At 38.9% G+C, this 19,339-nt stretch carries 21 protein-coding genes, 2 rRNA genes and 1 other annotated feature (1 of these 24 running past the window's edge); all 23 genes read right to left on the bottom strand.

Features of this window, described 5'->3' with window-relative positions:
* Positions 1–4: 4 nt before the first annotated feature.
* Complete coding sequence (rplJ, locus tag CEQ21_RS12530) at positions 5–505, bottom strand: 50S ribosomal protein L10 (RefSeq protein WP_127742381.1); 501 nt, start codon at positions 503–505, stop codon at positions 5–7.
* Between the two features lie 29 nt (positions 506–534).
* Positions 535–679, bottom strand: a sequence feature (ribosomal protein L10 leader region).
* A gap of 59 nt (positions 680–738) precedes the next feature.
* Positions 739–1,428: a 50S ribosomal protein L1 gene (gene rplA, locus CEQ21_RS12535; protein WP_185764842.1), complete on the bottom strand. Its 690-nt coding sequence runs from the start codon at positions 1,426–1,428 to the stop codon at positions 739–741.
* Between the two features lie 115 nt (positions 1,429–1,543).
* Complete coding sequence (rplK, locus tag CEQ21_RS12540) at positions 1,544–1,969, bottom strand: 50S ribosomal protein L11 (RefSeq protein ID WP_141434103.1); 426 nt, start codon at positions 1,967–1,969, stop codon at positions 1,544–1,546.
* A gap of 173 nt (positions 1,970–2,142) precedes the next feature.
* A complete protein-coding gene (gene nusG / locus CEQ21_RS12545) occupies positions 2,143–2,676 on the bottom strand; it encodes a transcription termination/antitermination protein NusG (RefSeq protein WP_185764843.1) in 534 nt (177 codons plus the stop codon).
* A gap of 187 nt (positions 2,677–2,863) precedes the next feature.
* Positions 2,864–3,046, bottom strand: coding sequence for a preprotein translocase subunit SecE (gene secE, locus CEQ21_RS12550; protein ID WP_127742375.1), 183 nt, complete (start codon positions 3,044–3,046; stop codon positions 2,864–2,866).
* 51 nt (positions 3,047–3,097) lie between these two features.
* Positions 3,098–3,241: a 50S ribosomal protein L33 gene (gene rpmG / locus CEQ21_RS12555; protein WP_127742373.1), complete on the bottom strand. Its 144-nt coding sequence runs from the start codon at positions 3,239–3,241 to the stop codon at positions 3,098–3,100.
* Positions 3,242–3,348: 107 nt separating this feature from the next.
* Positions 3,349–4,008: an RNA polymerase sporulation sigma factor SigH gene (gene sigH, locus CEQ21_RS12560; protein ID WP_127742371.1), complete on the bottom strand. Its 660-nt coding sequence runs from the start codon at positions 4,006–4,008 to the stop codon at positions 3,349–3,351.
* 70 nt (positions 4,009–4,078) lie between these two features.
* Positions 4,079–4,588 carry an NYN domain-containing protein gene (locus CEQ21_RS12565; protein ID WP_185764844.1) on the bottom strand — a complete coding sequence of 170 codons (510 nt, stop codon included), beginning with the start codon at positions 4,586–4,588 and terminating at the stop codon, positions 4,079–4,081.
* A 2-nt stretch (positions 4,589–4,590) separates the two neighbouring features.
* On the bottom strand, positions 4,591–5,334 hold the full coding sequence (rlmB, locus tag CEQ21_RS12570; RefSeq protein WP_185764845.1) for a 23S rRNA (guanosine(2251)-2'-O)-methyltransferase RlmB: 744 nt from the start codon (positions 5,332–5,334) through the stop codon (positions 4,591–4,593).
* A gap of 13 nt (positions 5,335–5,347) precedes the next feature.
* On the bottom strand, positions 5,348–5,755 hold the full coding sequence (locus tag CEQ21_RS12575; protein WP_127742365.1) for a Mini-ribonuclease 3: 408 nt from the start codon (positions 5,753–5,755) through the stop codon (positions 5,348–5,350).
* Between the two features lie 3 nt (positions 5,756–5,758).
* The gene (gene cysS, locus CEQ21_RS12580; RefSeq protein WP_185764846.1) at positions 5,759–7,156 is read right to left on the bottom strand and encodes a cysteine--tRNA ligase; all 1,398 of its coding nucleotides are present in this window, start codon (positions 7,154–7,156) and stop codon (positions 5,759–5,761) included.
* Entirely contained in the window at positions 7,156–7,806 is a 651-nt protein-coding gene (cysE, locus tag CEQ21_RS12585; protein WP_185764847.1) for a serine O-acetyltransferase, read from the bottom strand. The genes cysS and cysE overlap by 1 nt, the downstream gene beginning before the upstream one ends.
* Positions 7,807–8,219: 413 nt before the next feature.
* Entirely contained in the window at positions 8,220–9,677 is a 1,458-nt protein-coding gene (gltX, locus tag CEQ21_RS12590) for a glutamate--tRNA ligase (RefSeq protein ID WP_185764848.1), read from the bottom strand.
* Between the two features lie 75 nt (positions 9,678–9,752).
* On the bottom strand, positions 9,753–10,235 hold the full coding sequence (ispF, locus tag CEQ21_RS12595; protein ID WP_185764849.1) for a 2-C-methyl-D-erythritol 2,4-cyclodiphosphate synthase: 483 nt from the start codon (positions 10,233–10,235) through the stop codon (positions 9,753–9,755).
* 26 nt (positions 10,236–10,261) lie between these two features.
* Entirely contained in the window at positions 10,262–10,945 is a 684-nt protein-coding gene (ispD, locus tag CEQ21_RS12600) for a 2-C-methyl-D-erythritol 4-phosphate cytidylyltransferase (protein WP_185764850.1), read from the bottom strand.
* 18 nt (positions 10,946–10,963) lie between these two features.
* Positions 10,964–12,043, bottom strand: coding sequence for a PIN/TRAM domain-containing protein (locus CEQ21_RS12605; RefSeq protein ID WP_127742353.1), 1,080 nt, complete (start codon positions 12,041–12,043; stop codon positions 10,964–10,966).
* 224 nt (positions 12,044–12,267) lie between these two features.
* On the bottom strand, positions 12,268–13,647 hold the full coding sequence (gene radA, locus CEQ21_RS12610; protein WP_185764851.1) for a DNA repair protein RadA: 1,380 nt from the start codon (positions 13,645–13,647) through the stop codon (positions 12,268–12,270).
* Positions 13,648–13,752: 105 nt separating this feature from the next.
* A complete protein-coding gene (gene clpC, locus CEQ21_RS12615) occupies positions 13,753–16,203 on the bottom strand; it encodes an ATP-dependent protease ATP-binding subunit ClpC (RefSeq protein ID WP_185764852.1) in 2,451 nt (816 codons plus the stop codon).
* A gap of 24 nt (positions 16,204–16,227) precedes the next feature.
* A complete protein-coding gene (locus CEQ21_RS12620) occupies positions 16,228–17,295 on the bottom strand; it encodes a protein arginine kinase (RefSeq protein ID WP_185764853.1) in 1,068 nt (355 codons plus the stop codon).
* A gap of 3 nt (positions 17,296–17,298) precedes the next feature.
* Positions 17,299–17,847 (bottom strand): UvrB/UvrC motif-containing protein, encoded by a 549-nt coding sequence (locus tag CEQ21_RS12625; protein ID WP_185764854.1) that lies wholly within the window; start codon positions 17,845–17,847, stop codon positions 17,299–17,301.
* Positions 17,848–17,871: 24 nt separating this feature from the next.
* On the bottom strand, positions 17,872–18,333 hold the full coding sequence (locus CEQ21_RS12630) for a CtsR family transcriptional regulator (protein ID WP_185764855.1): 462 nt from the start codon (positions 18,331–18,333) through the stop codon (positions 17,872–17,874).
* A 334-nt stretch (positions 18,334–18,667) separates the two neighbouring features.
* Positions 18,668–18,784, bottom strand: a 5S ribosomal RNA gene (gene rrf, locus CEQ21_RS12635).
* Between the two features lie 192 nt (positions 18,785–18,976).
* Positions 18,977–19,339, bottom strand: a 23S ribosomal RNA gene (locus CEQ21_RS12640) (it continues 2,572 nt past the right edge of the window).

Genomic DNA, 19,339 nt, shown 5'->3' on the forward strand with positions numbered 1-19,339 from the left:
TAGATTACGCTCCTTGTTCTTCTTTTTGATCTGCAACTGCTTTTGTAGCAAGAGCCAAGTTGCGGATTGGTGCTTGAAGCACGCTGAGAAGCATAGAAAGAAGTCCTTCGCGAGATGGTAGCTCAGCAAGAGCTTTAACATCTTCAACAGAAGCGATATTTCCTTCGATTACACCCGCTTTAATTTCAAGCGCTTCGTGTTTCTTAGCAAAGTCGTTAATGATTTTAGCTGGTGCAACTACATCTTCATTACTGAATGCAATAGCGTTAGGACCAGTCAAAGCTTCATTAAGACCGCTTAGTTCAGCGACTTCTGCAGCGCGGCGTGTCATTGAGTTCTTGAAAACTTTGAATTCAACGCCAGCTTCACGAAGTTGTTTACGAAGTTCAGTTACTTCAGAAACAGTAAGACCACGGTAGTCAACAACAATTGTTGATTTACTTGCTTTCAATTTATCTGCGATATCAGATACAATTTGCTGCTTTTGTTCGATAATGCTGCTCATCTTTACACCTCCTGTAGAATTACATTCATACCGGCAAATAAAATCCTCCATATCAGGAAAAGACATGGAGGAATATACAATAGTCGTTTACACAACTGTTAAGTCTATCGTATTACCTCGGCAGGAAATTAAGCTCAATGCACCTGCTGTCTTTGGTATAAATGTTTATATTTATTTTAACAACAAGATGAAGTATATGCTATTCATCTTATTTTGTCAAATGTCAATTTTTATCAAACAGTAGAAGGATCTACTTTAACGCCAGGACCCATTGTTGAAGTAACAGAAACGTTCTTCATGTAAGTTCCTTTAGCTGCTGCTGGCTTAACTTTTTGCATTGTATCAAAAATAGTTGTGAAGTTATCAACTAGTTGAGCATCTTCGAAAGATACTTTACCGATTGGTACGTGGATGTTTCCAGCTTTATCAACACGGTATTCTACTTTACCAGCTTTAATTTCGTTAACTGCTTTTGTTACATCAAAAGTAACTGTACCAGTTTTAGGGTTTGGCATTAAACCTTTAGGTCCTAATACGCGACCAAGTTTACCAACTTCACCCATCATGTCTGGTGTAGCAACGATAACGTCAAAATCGAACCAACCTTGTTGGATTTTAGTGATATAATCAGCATCTCCAACAAAATCTGCACCTGCAGCTTCTGCTTCTTTAAGTTTTTCACCTTTAGCAAAAACTAACACGCGTTGAGTTTTACCAGTACCGTGTGGGAGAACAACTGCTCCACGGATTTGTTGGTCAGCTTTCTTAGGATCTACTCCTAGACGGAAAGCAACTTCAACTGATGCATCGAATTTTGTAGTGCTTGTTTTTTTAACTAGTTCAATTGCTTCTGCAACTGGGTAAGCTTTAGTACGATCAACTTGTTTGATAGCTTCTAAATACTTCTTACCTTTTTTAGCCATAACTATATTTCCTCCTTGAATTGTGGTTTTAGCGGAATTACCTCCCACGAATAAAGGTTGCGACGCTAACAAAAGATGTCGCAACCTTAATCAACAGAACCATATTGGATATGGTTTAGTCTTCAATAACAATACCCATGCTGCGGGCAGTACCCTCAACCATGCGCATAGCTGCTTCAACGCTAGCTGCATTTAGATCAGGCATTTTTGTTTCAGCAATCTCGCGTACTTTATCACGCTTAACAGTAGCTACTTTATTACGGTTAGGTTCACCAGAACCAGACTCAATACCAGCTGCTTTTTTCAATAAAACTGCAGCAGGTGGAGTTTTTGTAATAAATGTAAATGAACGGTCTTCAAAAACCGTAATCTCAACAGGAATAATTAAACCAGCTTGTTCAGCTGTACGAGCGTTAAACTCCTTACAGAATCCCATGATGTTAACACCTGCTTGACCTAGTGCTGGTCCAACTGGTGGTGCCGGATTTGCTTTAGCTGCTGGAATTTGCAATTTAACAACCTTAATTACTTTTTTAGCCACGAGACACACCTCCTTAAAGTCCGTGATGTGGTAATAGGGGTTTTCCCCTCCCACTCAACACATATGATCTTTATATTATCATAAAGAATTCGACAATATCTTGTCTCTTTATTTGAGACATACTGACCTTTGAAATATTAACACTTTTTCGTGCTCATTTCAAGTTTTTCAGATTAAAATTTTTCAATTTGTGTAAAATCAAGCTCCACAGGAGTATCTCTGCCGAACATGTTCACTAAAACTTTCACTTTTGCCTTGTCATTATCGATCTCTTCAACTGACCCAGTAAAGTTTGCAAACGGACCTTCATTTACCTTCACTGTTTCACCTAATTCGAATTCAATTTCGAAGCGCTGCTCGTCAACACCCATTCTCTTAAGGATGACTTGCACCTCATCAGGCATAAGTGGTGTCGGCTTCGAACCAGAACCAGCAGAACCAACAAATCCTGTTACTCCTGGCGTATTGCGGACAACATACCACGAATCATCTGTCATGACGATTTCCACAAGCACATAGCCTGGGAAAACCTTTCTTTTAACAACTTTCGTCTTGCCGTTTCTTACATCTGTTTCTTCTTCTTCTGGCACGATTACACGGAATATCTTATCTTGCATTCCCATTGTTTCAACGCGCTTTTCCAAGTTAGTTTTAACTTTATTCTCATAACCAGAATAAGTATGAACTACATACCAATTTTTTTCCATATTAGAGGACTGTTATGTCCGTCCCTCCTTAACGCTATTTACTCTTCATGCCTTATATAACCTAGCCCTATAAAAAAGAGCTATCACATGAAAAAGCTTGTTTATTATTTTCAAGCAATGAAAAAACCCGTTTCCGGGCTTTGTTTGTTTCCTATTGTGTTACCATTATACCATGAGTGGACAACAGTTATTCAAGTATTAAACGAATTAGTTCGGAAATTCCCATATCTACAAGTGCAAAGAACACAGAAAAGAATATTACTGTCGCAAGAACAGTGATTGTATAGTTAGTCAGTTCTTTCCTCTTTGGCCAACTAACCTTTTTCATTTCTCTGCCTACTTCACGGAAAAAGTTAACAGTGCGTTGCATTTCGTTACCTCCATATTTAAAAGCGGGTAGCCTGTCTTAAGCAGTAATTTGCTATTTTGTCTCTTTATGAACTGTATGTGCATTGCATGTTTGACAATATTTCTTTACTTCAAGGCGATCTGCGGTTTTGCTGCTCATTGTAGAATAGTTTCTTGAGCTGCACTTCTCACAAGCCAGTACAATCTTATTTTTCATTTAAATTACACCTACTACGTCCTTTATATCTCCCCAAACTGTAACATGGACATGAATGTATGTCAATATTAGTCAGTTTTTTGCCTTTTCTTACGAATTTGCTTCTATTAGAGGGAAAACTCACGAATCTCTAAATAACGCTCAAGCTTTCTTTTAACCCTTTGAAGAGCATTATCTATCGACTTCACATGTCTGTTCAGCTCTTCTGAAATTTCCTGATAGGATTGGCCATCTAAATAAAGTGCCAGCACTTTTCTTTCCAAATCACTAAGAAGCTCCGACATTTTCACTTCAATATGGTCAAACTCTTCCTGATTGATAATCAACTCTTCTGGATCTAATATCTTTGCTCCAGAAATAACATCCATTAATGTTCGATCTGACTCTTCATCATAAATTGGCTTATCAAGAGAGACGTAGGAATTTAAAGGAATATGCTTCTGTCTTGTTGCTGTCTTAATAGCAGTGATAATCTGCCTTGTAATACATAATTCGGCAAATGCTTTAAACGACGAGAGCTTGTCCCCTTTAAAATCACGGATTGCCTTATATAAGCCGATCATGCCTTCTTGGACAATATCTTCTTTATCAGCACCAATTAGGAAATAGGATCTAGCTTTAGCTCTAACAAAATTACGATACTTCTGGATGAGAAAGTCTAATGCATCACTTTCTCCTTTATGAACTAATTCGACCAGTGTTTCATCTTCAAGCTCTAAATACTTCTCAACACTTTCATTGCTTTTACTCCTGTTGTCAGTACTCATACAGATCCCCCCGACCGCGCAATCATGGATAAAACCATTATACAGTAGGGTTTTTTTAAGCGTCAACAACTCATTTTTCGCCACGGCGCCATTTTTCAAATAATTCTTCCATTTCTTTCGAAAGCGGTATCTTGATTACAGGCTTTCTTTCCTTAATTCGCTTCACTTTTTTTTCAATATTTTTTTCTATCTCTGCCATTTCAATCAGAAGCTCTCTTGCTGATATTCTTAGAGCTCCTTGTCCAAAAATAGCCCACTGTTCGGTAAAGTCAGATGTGGCAACATGGATTTGTGTTCTCCTGTTGCTGAGCTCCTTGGCAAGCTTTTCAATTCTTTCATCAGCCGTTTCATTTTCCTTTGTAAAGATGACCTCAACCTTGGAGTTCTTAAGCTTCTTTTCTGTGCCCCTAACATAATAAGCATCGAAAACTACGATAACACGAAAGCCTGAGAACCCTTGATATTCTGCCATTTTCTCTAAAAGAGCATCTCTTGCAGCAGATAAATCCTTATTTTTCAGCTTGTTGAGCTCTGGCCATGCTCCAATAATGTTATAGCCATCAACTAAGAGTATATCCATTGTTATCCCTCAAGTGGATGGCGTTTACGATAAACCTCATACATTAAGAGTGCTGCAGCTACAGATGCATTCAATGATGTAACCGCTCCTGCCATTGGTAGCTGAATTAGAAAATCGCACTTATCACGGATGAGCCTTCCCATGCCCTTTCCTTCACTTCCAATAACAAGACCAAGCGGCATCGTACCATCAAACTGGCGATAATCCTCTTTCCCTTTAGCATCAGTTCCCGCAATCCAGACTCCTCTTTCCTTCAGTTCATCGATTGCTCTAGCCATATTTGTTACCCTAACGACTGGAATATGCTCAATTGCACCTGTTGATGCTTTAGCTACTGTTGCAGTAAGGCCAACAGCTCTCCTTCTTGGGATAATAATACCATGCGCACCGACAGCATCCGCAGTCCTCATGATAGATCCCAAATTATGAGGATCTTCTATCTCGTCAAGCAGCATGAAGAATGGTGCTTCGTTCCGTTTTTCTGCCAGAGCAAACAAATCATCTATTTCAGCATATTGATATGCTGCTACTTGTGCAACAACACCTTGGTGATTCGCATCCACTAATGTATCTAACTTTTTCTTTGGTACAAACTGGACAAGCACATTTTCAGTTTTTGCCAAACCTATAACAATCTGCATCTGTCCTTTATGAGAACCCTCTGCTATAAAGATTTTATTAACATCTCTTTCGGATTTTAACGCTTCAATTACGGCGTTTTTCCCAACAATATAATCATTATCCACTTCTTTGCTCCTCCTACTGCTTTTCAATGATGGACAGTGCGGCTTGGATAATCTCCTCAAGCCGCTTCTCATCCTCAGTTAAATATAAATATCCAAGCACAGCTTCAAACCCTGTACTGTACCTGTATGTTTGAACATCTGTGTTCTTCGGTATACTTCCTGATTTCGCGTTCCTTCCTCTTTTCATGACCGCGAATTCTTCAGGTGTAAAGAATTCATCTTCTATAAGTGCATGAACAACTTTTGCCTGCCCCTTGGCAGAAACATACTTTGTTGCTTCTCTATGCAGCTGGTTTGGTCGAACCTTCCCACTGTATAAAAGATGCCTTCGCACATATATCTCCAGAACAGCATCACCCATATAAGCAAGCGCTAAGCTGTTCAATTGTTTTTCATCAAGTTTCTTATCATAAAGGAGCATCCATTACCCTCTTTTCCAGCGAATGCCCTGTGGTGTATCTTCTAAAATGATGTTCATCGCCTTCAGTTGATCTCTAATTTGGTCTGCCAACTGGAAATTACGGTCCTTACGAGCTTGGTTACGCTTCTCAATAAGCGCTTCAATCTCTTCATCAAGCAGTTCTTCCTTCACAAGAGAAAGTCCAAGAACACCAAACAGCTCTTCAAACTCTTTTATGAAAGCATTAATGACTGCTGCAGACGTTGTCTTTTCCAACAAGTAATAGTTTGCTTGCTGTGAAAGCTCAAATAGAACAGAGATTCCGTTGGCCGTATTAAAATCGTCATCCATGCTTGTGATGAACTGTTCATGTAGGTCGTTAATCTTATTTAACCACTCTTCATTTGTATCCGTTAAGTCAGTACTTGTAACCTTACGATGGAGCAGATTGTCATAAGAAGTTCTAATACGTTCCAATCCAGCCCTTGTATTCTCTAATACTTCTTCACTGTAATTAATCGGGTTACGATAATGAACTGACAGCATGAAGAATCTTAATACTTGGGGATCATGAATCTTCAAGATATCGTGAACTGTAATAAAGTTACCTAATGATTTGGACATTTTTTCATTATCTATATTAATATAGCCGTTGTGCATCCAATAGTTTGCAAACGTCTTACCGGATAATGCCTCAGACTGGGCAATTTCATTCTCATGATGAGGGAAAGCTAAATCCTGTCCTCCTGCATGGATATCAATTGTGTCTCCTAAATACTTCTTCACCATCGCTGAGCACTCAATATGCCAACCAGGTCTTCCTTGCCCCCAGGGACTATCCCAAGAAATCTCTCCTGCTTTCGCGTTCTTCCAGAGCGCAAAATCAAGGGAATCCTGTTTTTTCTCTCCAACAGCTATTCTTGCACCAGACTTCAGTTCATCAATTGATTGATGAGATAATTTACCATACCCCTCAAACTTTCTAGTACGGTAATACACATCTCCCTCAGACTCATAAGCATAGCCTTTATCTATGAGTGCCTCTATAAATTCAATTATGATGTCCATGCTTTCCGTTACACGCGGATGAGTATCTGCTTTTTTGCACCCCAATGCAGTAACATCTTCAAAATATGCTTCAATAAATCGGTCTGCAATTGCAGGAACCTCTTCACCTAACTCATTGGCAGCTCTGATAAGTTTATCGTCAACATCAGTGAAATTAGAAACAAAGTTAACGTCATATCCTCTAAATTCTAAATATCTCCTTACTGTATCAAATACAATGGCAGGTCTTGCGTTTCCAATATGGATATAGTTGTATACCGTTGGACCGCAAACGTACATTTTAACCTTACCCTCTTCTAATGGGACAAACTCTTCTTTTTCTCTTGATAATGTATTGTAAATTTGAATCGACATTATCTATATCTCCCTTCCTTTTTCAACTCATTCAATTCATTTTTTAAATTAAGTAACTCATTTTCAAGTTCCTTCATTCGCTCTGCAAACGGGTCGGGCAAATCGGAATGGTTTAAGTCTTTTTTTATCCTAATACCATCCTGCACCACTACAGTCCCAGGAATACCTACAACAGTAGAATTAGGCGGCACATCTTTCAAAACGACAGACCCGGCACCAATTTTTGCATTTTCGCCAATTGTTATTGATCCTAACACCTTTGCTCCTGTTGCAATCAGAGCATTATCATTAACGGTTGGATGTCTCTTTCCTTTCTCTTTCCCTGTTCCCCCTAAGGTTACCCCTTGAAATATTGTGACATTATCGCCTATTTCACATGTTTCCCCTATAACAACTCCCATGCCATGATCAATAAAGAGTCTTCTTCCGATTGTTGCACCTGGATGTATTTCTATACCAGTTAGTAAACGGCTGAATTGAGATATTGTACGGGCCAGAAAATACCATCTATGTTTATAGAAGCGGTGCGCAATGCGGTGATGCCAAATTGCATGTAATCCAGAGTAAGTAAGGACTACTTCGATTGAGCTTCTCGCTGCCGGATCTTGTTCAAATACTACTGATATATCTTCTTTAATGCGCTTAAACATTTTAACCCTCCCAATTCATCCTCTATTTACATGAAAGCCGACTATTCTGTTCCCCAGCTTTGTTTATACTATCGAACTACACAAAAAAAAACGCCTCTGTCCTAAAAGACAGAGACGCTTTTACACGCGGTTCCACTCTGTTTAGATTATTCCCTAGGTAATAATCTCCACTTAAACCTTGTTAACGGTTAGGCACCGCCTCTACTTACTAAACCAAAGTCCTAGGCTATTATTCTGCCTATGCTTAGTTGTTCCATACAGGACTCAGAGGGGCACTTCAAAAAAGGAGAGGCTTGAACCACTTTCAGCCGATGATGATTCTCTCTTATAAGCATCCTTTTTTTACTTTTCCTCTTCTACGTTTTTGTTTTATATACGTTTTTTCTTTACTATATTACATTTTTATCAGATTGTTAACTAATTAGCGATAATAATCTTTTTTCAATCTTAGAAGCTCCAAGCAATGCAATTGCTTTTGGCAGATCGGGACCATGAGTTTGACCGGTTGCAGCGACACGAATTGGCATAAATAAGTTCTTGCCTTTTTGGCCTGTTGCTTTTTGAACGCTTTTTATAGCAGCTTTAATGTTATCTGCATTCCAATCAGTTAAGCTAGCAAGCTCTTCCTTGAAAGAAGAGAGTACATCTTTCACTTGCTCACCAGATAAAACCTCTTTTGCTTCTTCATCATACTGTAAATCTTCACTGAAGAATAAAGAAGACAGTTCCACAATATCAGCACCACAGCTCATTTGTTCTTGATACAAGCCAATCAGGTTATGAACCCATTGCTCTTCTTCACTAGAACGGTTCTCTTGCACAAGGCCTGCTTTAATAAGATGCGGCAATGCTAAGTCAATAACTTTGCTTAAGTCAGCCTTTTTAATGTATTGGTTGTTCATCCATGCTAGCTTATTCTGATCAAACAAAGCTGGTGACTTCGATAATCTGGCAGCATCAAAGATTTTGATGAACTCTTCCTTCGTAAATAATTCCTCTTCACCTTCTGGAGACCAGCCTAGCAGTGTGATGAAATTGAAAAGTGCTTCTGGCAAGTAGCCAAGTTCTTCATATTGCTCAATAAACTGAATGATGGATTCATCACGTTTGCTCAATTTTTTTCTGCTCTCATTGACGATTAACGTCATATGACCAAAAATTGGCCTTTTCCAGTTAAGTGCGTCATATACCATTAACTGTTTTGGTGTATTTGTAATATGGTCATCACCTCTAAGAACATGAGAGATTTCCATTAGATGATCATCAATAGCAACCGCAAAGTTATATGTTGGTGTACCATCCTTTTTAACGATAACGTAATCGCCTATTGTTTCTGATTCAAAAGAAACAGATCCTTTAACCATATCTTCGAACTCATAAACAACATTCTCTGGAACTTTAATGCGAATGCTTGGCTGTCTGCCTTCTGCCTCAAGACGCGCTTGATCTTCCTTTGTCAAATGACGGCATTTACCTGAATATTTAGGTGTCTCATTGTTGTTAACTTGCTCTTCACGCTCTGCTTCAATTTCAGCTTCTGTACAATAGCATTTATATGCTAATTCTCGATCAAGCAATTCCGTGTAATATTTTTTGTAAATATCATTTCGCTCAGATTGGCGGTATGGTCCAAATTCCCCACCCACATCTACGCTTTCATCCCAGTCGATGCCAAGCCATTTCAAGTACTTTAATTGGCTTTGTTCTCCACCTTCGATATTACGTTTTTTATCTGTATCCTCAATTCGGATAATAAACTTTCCACCCAAATTGCGTGCATATAAATAATTAAATAATGCAGTACGTGCATTCCCTATGTGCAAATGTCCCGTTGGACTTGGGGCATAACGAACACGTATTTCGTTAGTCATGGTTCTGCCTCCTTGATTTTGTTTCAACATATTTCTTGTTTATTCTATCATTTAGTATTTTCCATTAAAAGAGTGTTACTGTACTTTTCTCTGTAAAAGGACTACTGCTAACGAAGCAATGCCCTCTCCTCTTCCAGTAAATCCTAATTTTTCAGTCGTCGTCGCCTTTACATTGACATTTTCCGTCTCTGTTTCCAACAGTTCAGCAATTCTTGATTGCATTGCTTTAATATGAGGAGCCATTTTAGGCTGCTGTGCCATAATGGTGCAATCAGCATTAACCAATTCATAACCTTTGGATTTCACCAGACTCCAGACCTCTTTTAACAGAATTGCCGAATCAAAGTCCTTAAACGCTTGATCTGTATCAGGGAAATGCTTGCCAATATCGCCTTCTCCAATTGCCCCTAAACAAGCATCTGCTATAGTATGTAAAAGTACATCTGCATCTGAGTGGCCAAGCAGACCCTTTTCATATGGAATTTCAATACCGCCAATGATGAGGGGTCTTCCTGCTACTAGTTGATGCACATCAAAGCCTTGTCCTATTCGTAACATATTATGTACTCCTTTTACTGTTATATTTAGACTTTATATTTTTGAATGATTGCTTCAGCAAAATATAAATCCTCTGGTGTCGTTAATTTTATATTGTCATAGTTACCCATGACTATTTTCACTTTTTGTCCCAATCTTTCTACAAGACTAGCATCATCTGTTCCAAGAAACTCCTCACGAATTGCCTTTTCATGGGCTTCTTTTAATAAAGAAATACGAAAAGCTTGTGGGGTTTGGATAGCCCACAAGCTAGAACGATCTACTGTCTCTTCGACTACGTCACCTGTTACCTTTTTAACGGTATCTTTAATTGGGACTGCTAAGACAGCTGCTCCATTCGTTGCTGCAACTTCTGTCAATTCCTTCATCTGGTGAACATCAATGAATGGTCTGGCGGCATCATGGACTAATACAATAGCATCTTTAGAAATTTCTTTTACAGCATTGTAGACACTATATTGTCTTTCATCTCCACCATCAACAATTGCAGCAATTTTCGTTATTTTATTCCTTTTTATTAGTGAATGCATTTCTTGTTTATCCTGGGTGCTGGTCACCAGCCAAATCTTACTGCAGTTTTCGTCTTTTTCAAACACCTTTAAGGTATGAATAAAAACTGGCAGACCGTCTATTTTAAGGAACAGTTTATTTTTTCCTGCTCCCATTCTTTTCCCCTGACCCGCGGCCGGTATAATGACTTCATAAGCCATAAAACAAACTCCCATCCATTACAATGCTTTTTCTAATAATTTCGGTTTTGCAAAAATCATTCTTCCTGCAGATGTCTGTAAAACACTCGTTACTAGGACATCAATATGTTTTCCGATAAAATTGCGACCTTCTTCTACAACGATCATTGTGCCGTCATCTAAGTAGGCTACACCTTGATTATGTTCTTTACCGTCCTTAATAATAAGAATCTTCATTTCTTCACCTGGAAGTACAACTGGTTTAACAGCGTTAGCTAAATCATTAATATTAAGAACAGCTACTTGCTGCAATTCACAAACTTTGTTTAAGTTAAAGTCATTTGTAACTACAACACCATTTGTTATTTTAGCCAGCTTAACAAGCTTACTGTCCACTTCTGTAATCTCTTCAAAATCGCCTTCATATATCTCTACCTTAATTGCAAGTTCCTTTTGAATACGGTTGAGAATATCTAATCCTCTTCTACCTCTGTTTCGTTTCAATGCATCAGAGGAATCAGCGATATGCTGCAATTCTCCAAGCACAAATTGAGGTATCACAATCGTTCCTTCAAGAAAACCAGTTTGGCAGATATCAGCGATTCTCCCGTCAATAATGACGCTTGTATCTAGTATTTTCAACTTGCCCTTTTCTGTTTTTAATACTTCTTCTTCATTTGATTTTTTCTTTCTAGCCGCAAAAAGATTGGATAGCTCGTCTCTCTTTTTGAATCCTACTTGAAAACCTAAATAGCCAAAAAGTAAAGTTAAAAGAATAGGCGCGACCGTATTGATTAACGGTACTTTTATGGCGGTAAGTGCATAGCCGATTAAAAAGGCCAATATCAGTCCGAAAGCTAAACCGACACTTCCGAAAATAATATCAGTGATTGGAGCCTTTACAAGGGTTTCTTCCACCAGCTTGATAAAATTAACAATATAATCTATCGCCCATAAAGTAATAAAATAAAAAATAATGGCACCAAGTATTGCCGATACGTAAGGGTTATTTATTAAATTATGATTTAGATTAACCATATTTAACAAATCAGGAATAAAGACTATTCCTAAAGTACCCCCAATAATTAAAAAACATGCCTGTACAATCCGTCTTAACAATACTTACACCTCCTCTTTCACATTATAAACAAATTCCCGAATTTGAAACCTAATATTACAGAGAATTTTTTTATTTGTAATGAAAAAGTTAATTAGCAAACTTTTTGTTCTTTTTTGGCTATTTTTAGAGTAGCATTATTGGTAATTCACTGTCAAATTATTAAACATTACATTTTATCATACCAATAATGCAACATCAAACGTTTTTTTGTTACGTAAGACGGTTATTCCCCTAACGCTGCCTTTAACGCCTCCCCGACAGAGCTGACGCCTATTAGCTGAATACCTTCAGGAGCTTTGAGACCAGATAGGTTATTGGTAGGCATTATAACGCGTTCGAAGCCCAATTTAGCTGCTTCCTGAACTCTTTGTTCAATCCTCGATACTCGACGTACTTCTCCAGTTAACCCGACTTCCCCGATAATACAATCAGTTGCTCTGGTTGTCTTATCTCTAAAGCTGGATGCAATACTAACTGCAATAGCTAAGTCAATTGCTGGTTCATCGAGTTTAACCCCTCCTGCAACCTTTAAATAAGCATCCTGGTTTTGAAGCAGCATTCCTACCCTTTTCTCAAGGACAGCCATTAGCAGCGGCACTCGATTATGATCTATCCCTGTTGCCATCCTTCTTGGGTTCCCAAAGCTTGTCGGAGAAATAAGGGCTTGAATCTCAACAAGTACTGGTCTTGTTCCTTCCATAGAAGCAACAACAGTTGAACCAGCAGCACCTTGTGAGCGTTCCTCTAGGAATATTTCTGAAGGATTTTCCACTTCCTCCAACCCAAATTCTTTCATTTCAAAAATGCCCATTTCATTTGTGGATCCGAAACGGTTTTTGACTGCTCTTAATATTCTGTATGTGTGGTGTCTTTCCCCTTCAAAATATAGAACAGTGTCGACCATATGCTCAAGCAGTCTCGGACCTGCAATAGAACCTTCCTTCGTCACATGACCAACGATAAAGATAGCAATTCCTTTCGTCTTTCCTATCCTCATTAACTCCGCCGTACACTCTCGCACTTGAGAGACACTTCCCGGGGCAGATGTAACTTCTGGATGGAAAATTGTCTGGATGGAATCTATAACGACAAAATCAACCTTCGTATTTTCTATTGTTCTGCTGATTTCCTCTAAATTAGTCTCTGAATATACAAGAAGCTGATCAGACATTACGCCAAGCCTGTCTGCTCTTAATTTTGTTTGTTTTTGAGATTCCTCACCTGAAACATATAGGACGGATTGTTTTTTCAGTGCTAATTGCGCAGAAACCTGAAGTAGAAGCGTCGACTTTCCGATCCCAGGATCTCCACCAATTAGAACAAGGGAACCCGGTACTACACCACCACCTAAAACGCGGTTAAGCTCTCCTAAGTCTGTCTTTATTCTAGGTTCATTAACTGTTTCAATGCTCGTAACAGGGATAGGCTTAGCAGCTAATGTCATTCCTTGAGAATGAGCAAAGGCACCTTTTCTTTGTGCAGGTGCTTTTTCTACTTCCTCCACCATCGTATTCCAGTTTCCGCAGCCAGGACATTTACCCATCCATTTTGCGGATTCATAACCGCATTCCTGACATAAGAATTTAGTCTTTCTTTTCGCCATTCTTGTATCTCCTTACCTATTGTCAATCAGGTAACCTAAAAGGCCCCTATAAAGAACAAATGGCACACGCAATAGTAAAACGTGTGCCATTTATGATATTAACCGTTATTTTTGCAAGTTTGTCAATTGCTGTGCGTCCTTCACATTTACAGTGAATTCCCCATCAGCTACATCTAAATCAATATGCTGACCATTTAGGACAGTACCTTTAAGGAGCTCTTCTGACAGACGGTCCTCAATATGCTTTTGAATAGCCCTGCGCAATGGTCTTGCTCCGTACTCTGGATCATAGCCTTCCTCTGCAATCTTCGCTTTAGCTGCATCTGTAATAGTAAGATAAATATCTTGCTCTTTAAGTCTGCTAACTAACTGATCTGCCATTAGAGAAACGATTTCTTGAAGGTGTTTCTTCTCCAAGGAATGGAATACGATAATTTCATCAATACGGTTCAAGAACTCTGGTCGGAATGCTCTTTTCAGCTCTTCCATTACACGACCCTTCATATCCTTATAGTCTTGTTCTCCGTCCTGAATATTGAAGCCTACATATTTATTCGTTTTTAATGCAGATGCACCGACATTTGATGTCATAATCAGCACAGTATTTCTGAAGTCTACTGTTCGACCTTTTGAGTCAGTTAAGCGTCCATCTTCTAACACCTGCAATAGGATGTTGAAAACATCAGGGTGCGCTTTTTCTATTTCATCTAAAAGTACAACTGAATAAGGTTTTCTTCTTACTTTTTCAGTAAGCTGTCCGCCTTCCTCATAACCTACATACCCTGGAGGTGAACCTACAAGTCTAGAAGTGGAATGCTTCTCCATATATTCGGACATATCAATACGAATCATCGCATCCTCGTCTCCAAACATAGATTCAGCAAGGGCACGGGCAAGCTCTGTTTTACCAACACCTGTCGGACCTAAGAAGATGAAGGAGCCGATTGGACGTTTAGGATCCTTTAATCCAGCTCTTGCTCTTCTGACAGCTTTAGAGATTGCTTTTACTGCTTCTTCCTGACCAATTACTCTGTTATGAAGAATGCTTTCCATATTAAGAAGCTTATCAGTTTCTGTTTGTGCCAATCTTGATACAGGAATTCCAGTCCAGCTTGATACGACACTTGCAATATCTTCAACTGTCACTTCTGTATTTTCCTGACCTTGTTTCTCTTTCCAATTTTTCTTCGTTTCTTCTAGCTGTTCACGAAGTCTTTGCTCTGTATCGCGTAATGAAGCAGCTTTTTCAAACTCTTGACTTTGAACAGATGCATCCTTCTCTTTACGCACCTCTTCTAGTTTAACCTCTAATTCTTTAAGATTAGGAGGAGTTGTATACGATCTTAATCTTACTTTCGAACCAGCTTCATCAATTAAATCAATCGCTTTATCTGGCAAGAAGCGGTCTGAAATATAACGGTCTGATAATTTTACCGCTGCTTCAATTGCTTCATCAATAATGGATACTCGGTGATGCGCTTCATATCTGTCGCGCAATCCTTTAAGAATCTGAATAGATTCTTCCATTGTTGGCTCATCAACTGTGATTGGCTGGAAGCGTCTTTCTAATGCTGCATCTTTTTCAATATACTTGCGGTATTCATCAAGTGTAGTTGCACCGATACATTGCAGCTCTCCTCTTGCTAATGACGGCTTTAATATGTTGGATGCATCGATAGCACCTTCTGCTCCACCTGCTCCAATTAACGTATGCAACTCGTCAATGAATAAGATGATGTTTCCTGCTTGGCGAATTTCATCCATCACCTTTTTCAAGCGATCTTCAAACTCACCGCGGTATTTTGTTCCTGCCACAACAGTACCCATATCTAAAGTCATTACCCTTTTATCTCTCAAAATCTCAGGTACTTCATTTTGAACAATTTGTTGTGCTAAGCCTTCTGCGATAGCTGTTTTACCGACACCAGGCTCCCCGATCAGCACTGGATTATTCTTTGTTCTTCTGCTCAATACTTCAATAACACGTTGAATTTCTTTGCTTCTGCCAATAACCGGATCAAGGCTGCCTTCTCTTGCAATCGAAGTCAAATCCCTCGCAAGGCTATCAAGTGTTGGAGTATTTGCACTTGCAGCAGAGCTGCCTTGATGACCACCTGATTCACTGCTTCCAAGCAGCTGTAGTACCTGTTGTCTCGCCTTATTCAGACTTACACCAACATTATTCAATACTCGTGCTGCCACACCTTCTCCTTCACGGATAAGTCCAAGAAGAATATGTTCTGTTCCTACATAGGAGTGACCAAGCTTTCTTGCTTCATCCATAGATAGTTCAATTACCTTTTTTGCTCTAGGAGTATAATGAATTGTTTGAGAGCCCTCTGTCCCACGGCCAATAAGATTTTCAACTTCTTCTTGAATTTTTTCAGGTCCTAACCCAAGAGCTTGCAATGCCTTTGCAGCAATGCCTTCTCCCTCACGGACTAATCCAAGTAAAATATGTTCTGTTCCAATATTATTATGTCCTAAGCGGATTGCTTCTTCTTGTGAAAGTGCTAATACCTTTTGTGCTCTTTCTGTAAAACGTCCAAACATCATAATGTCATCCTCCCAATTATATAATTACTCTGTTTCCAACAATAATCTTTCTCTTATTAAGGATGCGCGGCGAATGTCGCGATCATTTGGATTCATTTGCCCGCCTGAATAAAGCTGAAGAAAACCAGGCTGAGTCAAGATAAGCAGCTCGTTAAGTATACCTTTTGAGACATTTTTGATAAAACCAAGGTCAATTCCCAATTGAAGATCTGATAAGCATTTAGCTGCTTCTTTTGTTTCAATGATTCGGCTGTTGCAGAGGATTCCATATGATCGGAAAACTCTATCTTCTAATTGTATGTTTGAAGTTCTTGCTAATGCCTCTCTTGCAGCTCTTTCTTGCTCAATTAGCTGAAGTACTACACTTTTTAATTCTTCTACAATATCTGTTTCTGATTTGCCTAATGTAATTTGGTTGGAGATTTGAAATATATTCCCTAAAGCTTCGCTGCCCTCCCCGTAAATTCCTCTTACAACAAGCCCTAATTGATTAATGGCTGGTATAATTCTATTCATCTGCTGGGTTAAGACCATCCCGGGGAGATGCATCATGACAGAGGCCCTTAAACCTGTGCCTATATTTGTGGGACAACTAGTTAAATACCCTAATTCAAGATGATACGCATAATCTACAGATTCTTCTAACCAATTATCTATATCATTTGCCTTTTCTAAAGCTTCCATTACCTGTAGTCCAGGTTTGATGCACTGGATTCTAATATGATCCTCTTCATTAAGCATAATACTTACCTCTTCATCGTCTGATAGAACACACGCTCCATAGACAGCTTCATTAGCAAGAAGAGGACTGATTAAATGCTTTTCCACAAGCACCCTTTTTTCAAGTTGTTGCAGTTCTTCCATCTTCAATAGCTCTAAATTACCAACTTTTTCATTGGATTGATCAGCAAGCTTTTCACTGACCTTATGAATTACGGATTCTGCTTCCTCATTAGAAAACAGAATTGGAAACCTAAATGTGTTTATATTTCTGGCTAATCTGATTCGAGAGGTAAGTACAATATCAGAGTCAGGTCCATCTGAACACATCCAGGATGTTTTTGCATTATTAATGAATTTTTCAAAAGACAACTCCTACTCTCCCCTCTCATCAAAAGTTACCAGTTGTTTTTCTTTTTTTCTTATGTCATCTCTGACTTCAGCAGCCTTTTCAAACTCTTCCTGGATAATAAGTTCCTTTAAGTGTTCCCGTAGCTTACCAATTTCCTTTTTAATTAGAATATGGCCCCCTGCTCTTGCTGGAACCTTCCCTTTATTTTCAACATTTCCACCATGAAGTCTTTTGAATATAGGTTGGAGTCTATCCTTGAATGTATCATAGCAATTTGGACAGCCAAATCTTCCTATCTTCGTAAACTGTGGGAAAGTCATAGAGCAATGCTTGCATTGAAGGTCTGCTTCCTGTTGATATGTATCATGCTTAATTTGCTGAAAACTAGGCTCCATATTAAGCAAACTGGCTAAAAGGCTATTGAATGAGAATCCAGGAGATTCATTGGCGACAATTAAGTCACCCTTTTCTTTAGCACAATGTTCACAAAGATGAAACTCGATTTTGTTACCATTTATGGTTTTAGAAAAATGAAGTGTTGCAGGTCTTTGCTGACATTCTGAACAGTTCATGCTTTCACCTCACAGCTAACATTCTTATTTATATTTTAATGTTGTTAACATTGCTTTTAATAGTCTTGCTCTTAGTTCATCTCTATATGGAAGGTCAAGGTACAGCACAGAGCGATCAATAACACTCAGCATTATTTTCGCTTCTCGTTCATTAATTACCTCTTCTTCAACGAGTCGGAAAATAACGTCTTCTGCACTGCTTTGAGGTATTCGACTTTGTATAAGGGATATTAATTGGTCAATGAGATCAGCGGAATCATGTGATTGCACCTTCACTATTCGGATGAAGCCGCCTCCACCACGTTTACTTTCAACCATGTATCCTTTTTCAATTGTAAATCGAGTATTGATGACATAGTTTATTTGTGATGGTACACAATCAAACCTATCGGCAACTTCACTTCTTTTAATTTCAACAAGTGATTTTCCGCTCATCTCTAACACTTGTTTTAAATAATTCTCAATTATATCCGAAATATTTCTCACCAAGCCTCCCCCTTCTGACTTTGACTATATTTGACTATAATTATACATGATAAAAAAGATTTTTAGCAAGATTGATGTTTTATTAATTTTCCCATTATTACTCAATCTCAAACCTGAAAGGGGCGAACTTTTATTAATGAACAGTAAGTTTTTATGATTAAATTATATATACTATAGTCTGATTTGAATCGATTATCAAGTGAGAGCTGTAGATCCTGAAGAATTAATCTTAGAAAATGGGGTGAACTAGGAAGGAAAGTTTATAAATGTATGATTAAAATCTATAAAAATAAATAAAAAAGCCTTAAAAGCAAATGCTTTTAAGGCTTTAGGTGCCTGGCGACGTCCTACTCTCACAGGGGGAGAGCCCCCAACTACCATCGGCGCTGAGAAGCTTAACTTCCGTGTTCGGTATGGGAACGGGTGTGACCTTCTCGCTATCGCCACCAGACTATTATGTTTTTATGAGTTGTTCTCTCAAAACTAAATCATATAAGAAGAAAAGCAAGAACCAAGTAATCTTTTGTCCAGCTTCAAAAGCCAAATCGTACGGCTGTTTCACTCACTCACACACAGTCTTACGACTGCTAATCGTGCGCTCCAACACCCTACCGATTTAAGCGGTCTTTTTCCGCTTTTCATTTTAGTTAAGTCCTCGATCTATTAGTATTTGTCAGCTCCACATGTCACCATGCTTCCACCTCAAACCTATCAACCTGATCATCTTTCAGGGATCTTACTAGCTTACGCTATGGGAAATCTCATCTCGAGGGGGGCTTCATGCTTAGATGCTTTCAGCACTTATCCCTTCCGCACATAGCTACCCAGCTATGCCTTTGGCAAGACAACTGGTACACCAGCGGTGCGTCCATCCCGGTCCTCTCGTACTAAGGACAGCTCCTCTCAAATTTCCTACGCCCACGACGGATAGGGACCGAACTGTCTCACGACGTTCTGAACCCAGCTCGCGTACCGCTTTAATGGGCGAACAGCCCAACCCTTGGGA

Source organism: Niallia circulans (genome assembly GCF_007273535.1).
GTDB lineage: Bacteria > Bacillota > Bacilli > Bacillales > Cytobacillaceae > Niallia > Niallia circulans_B.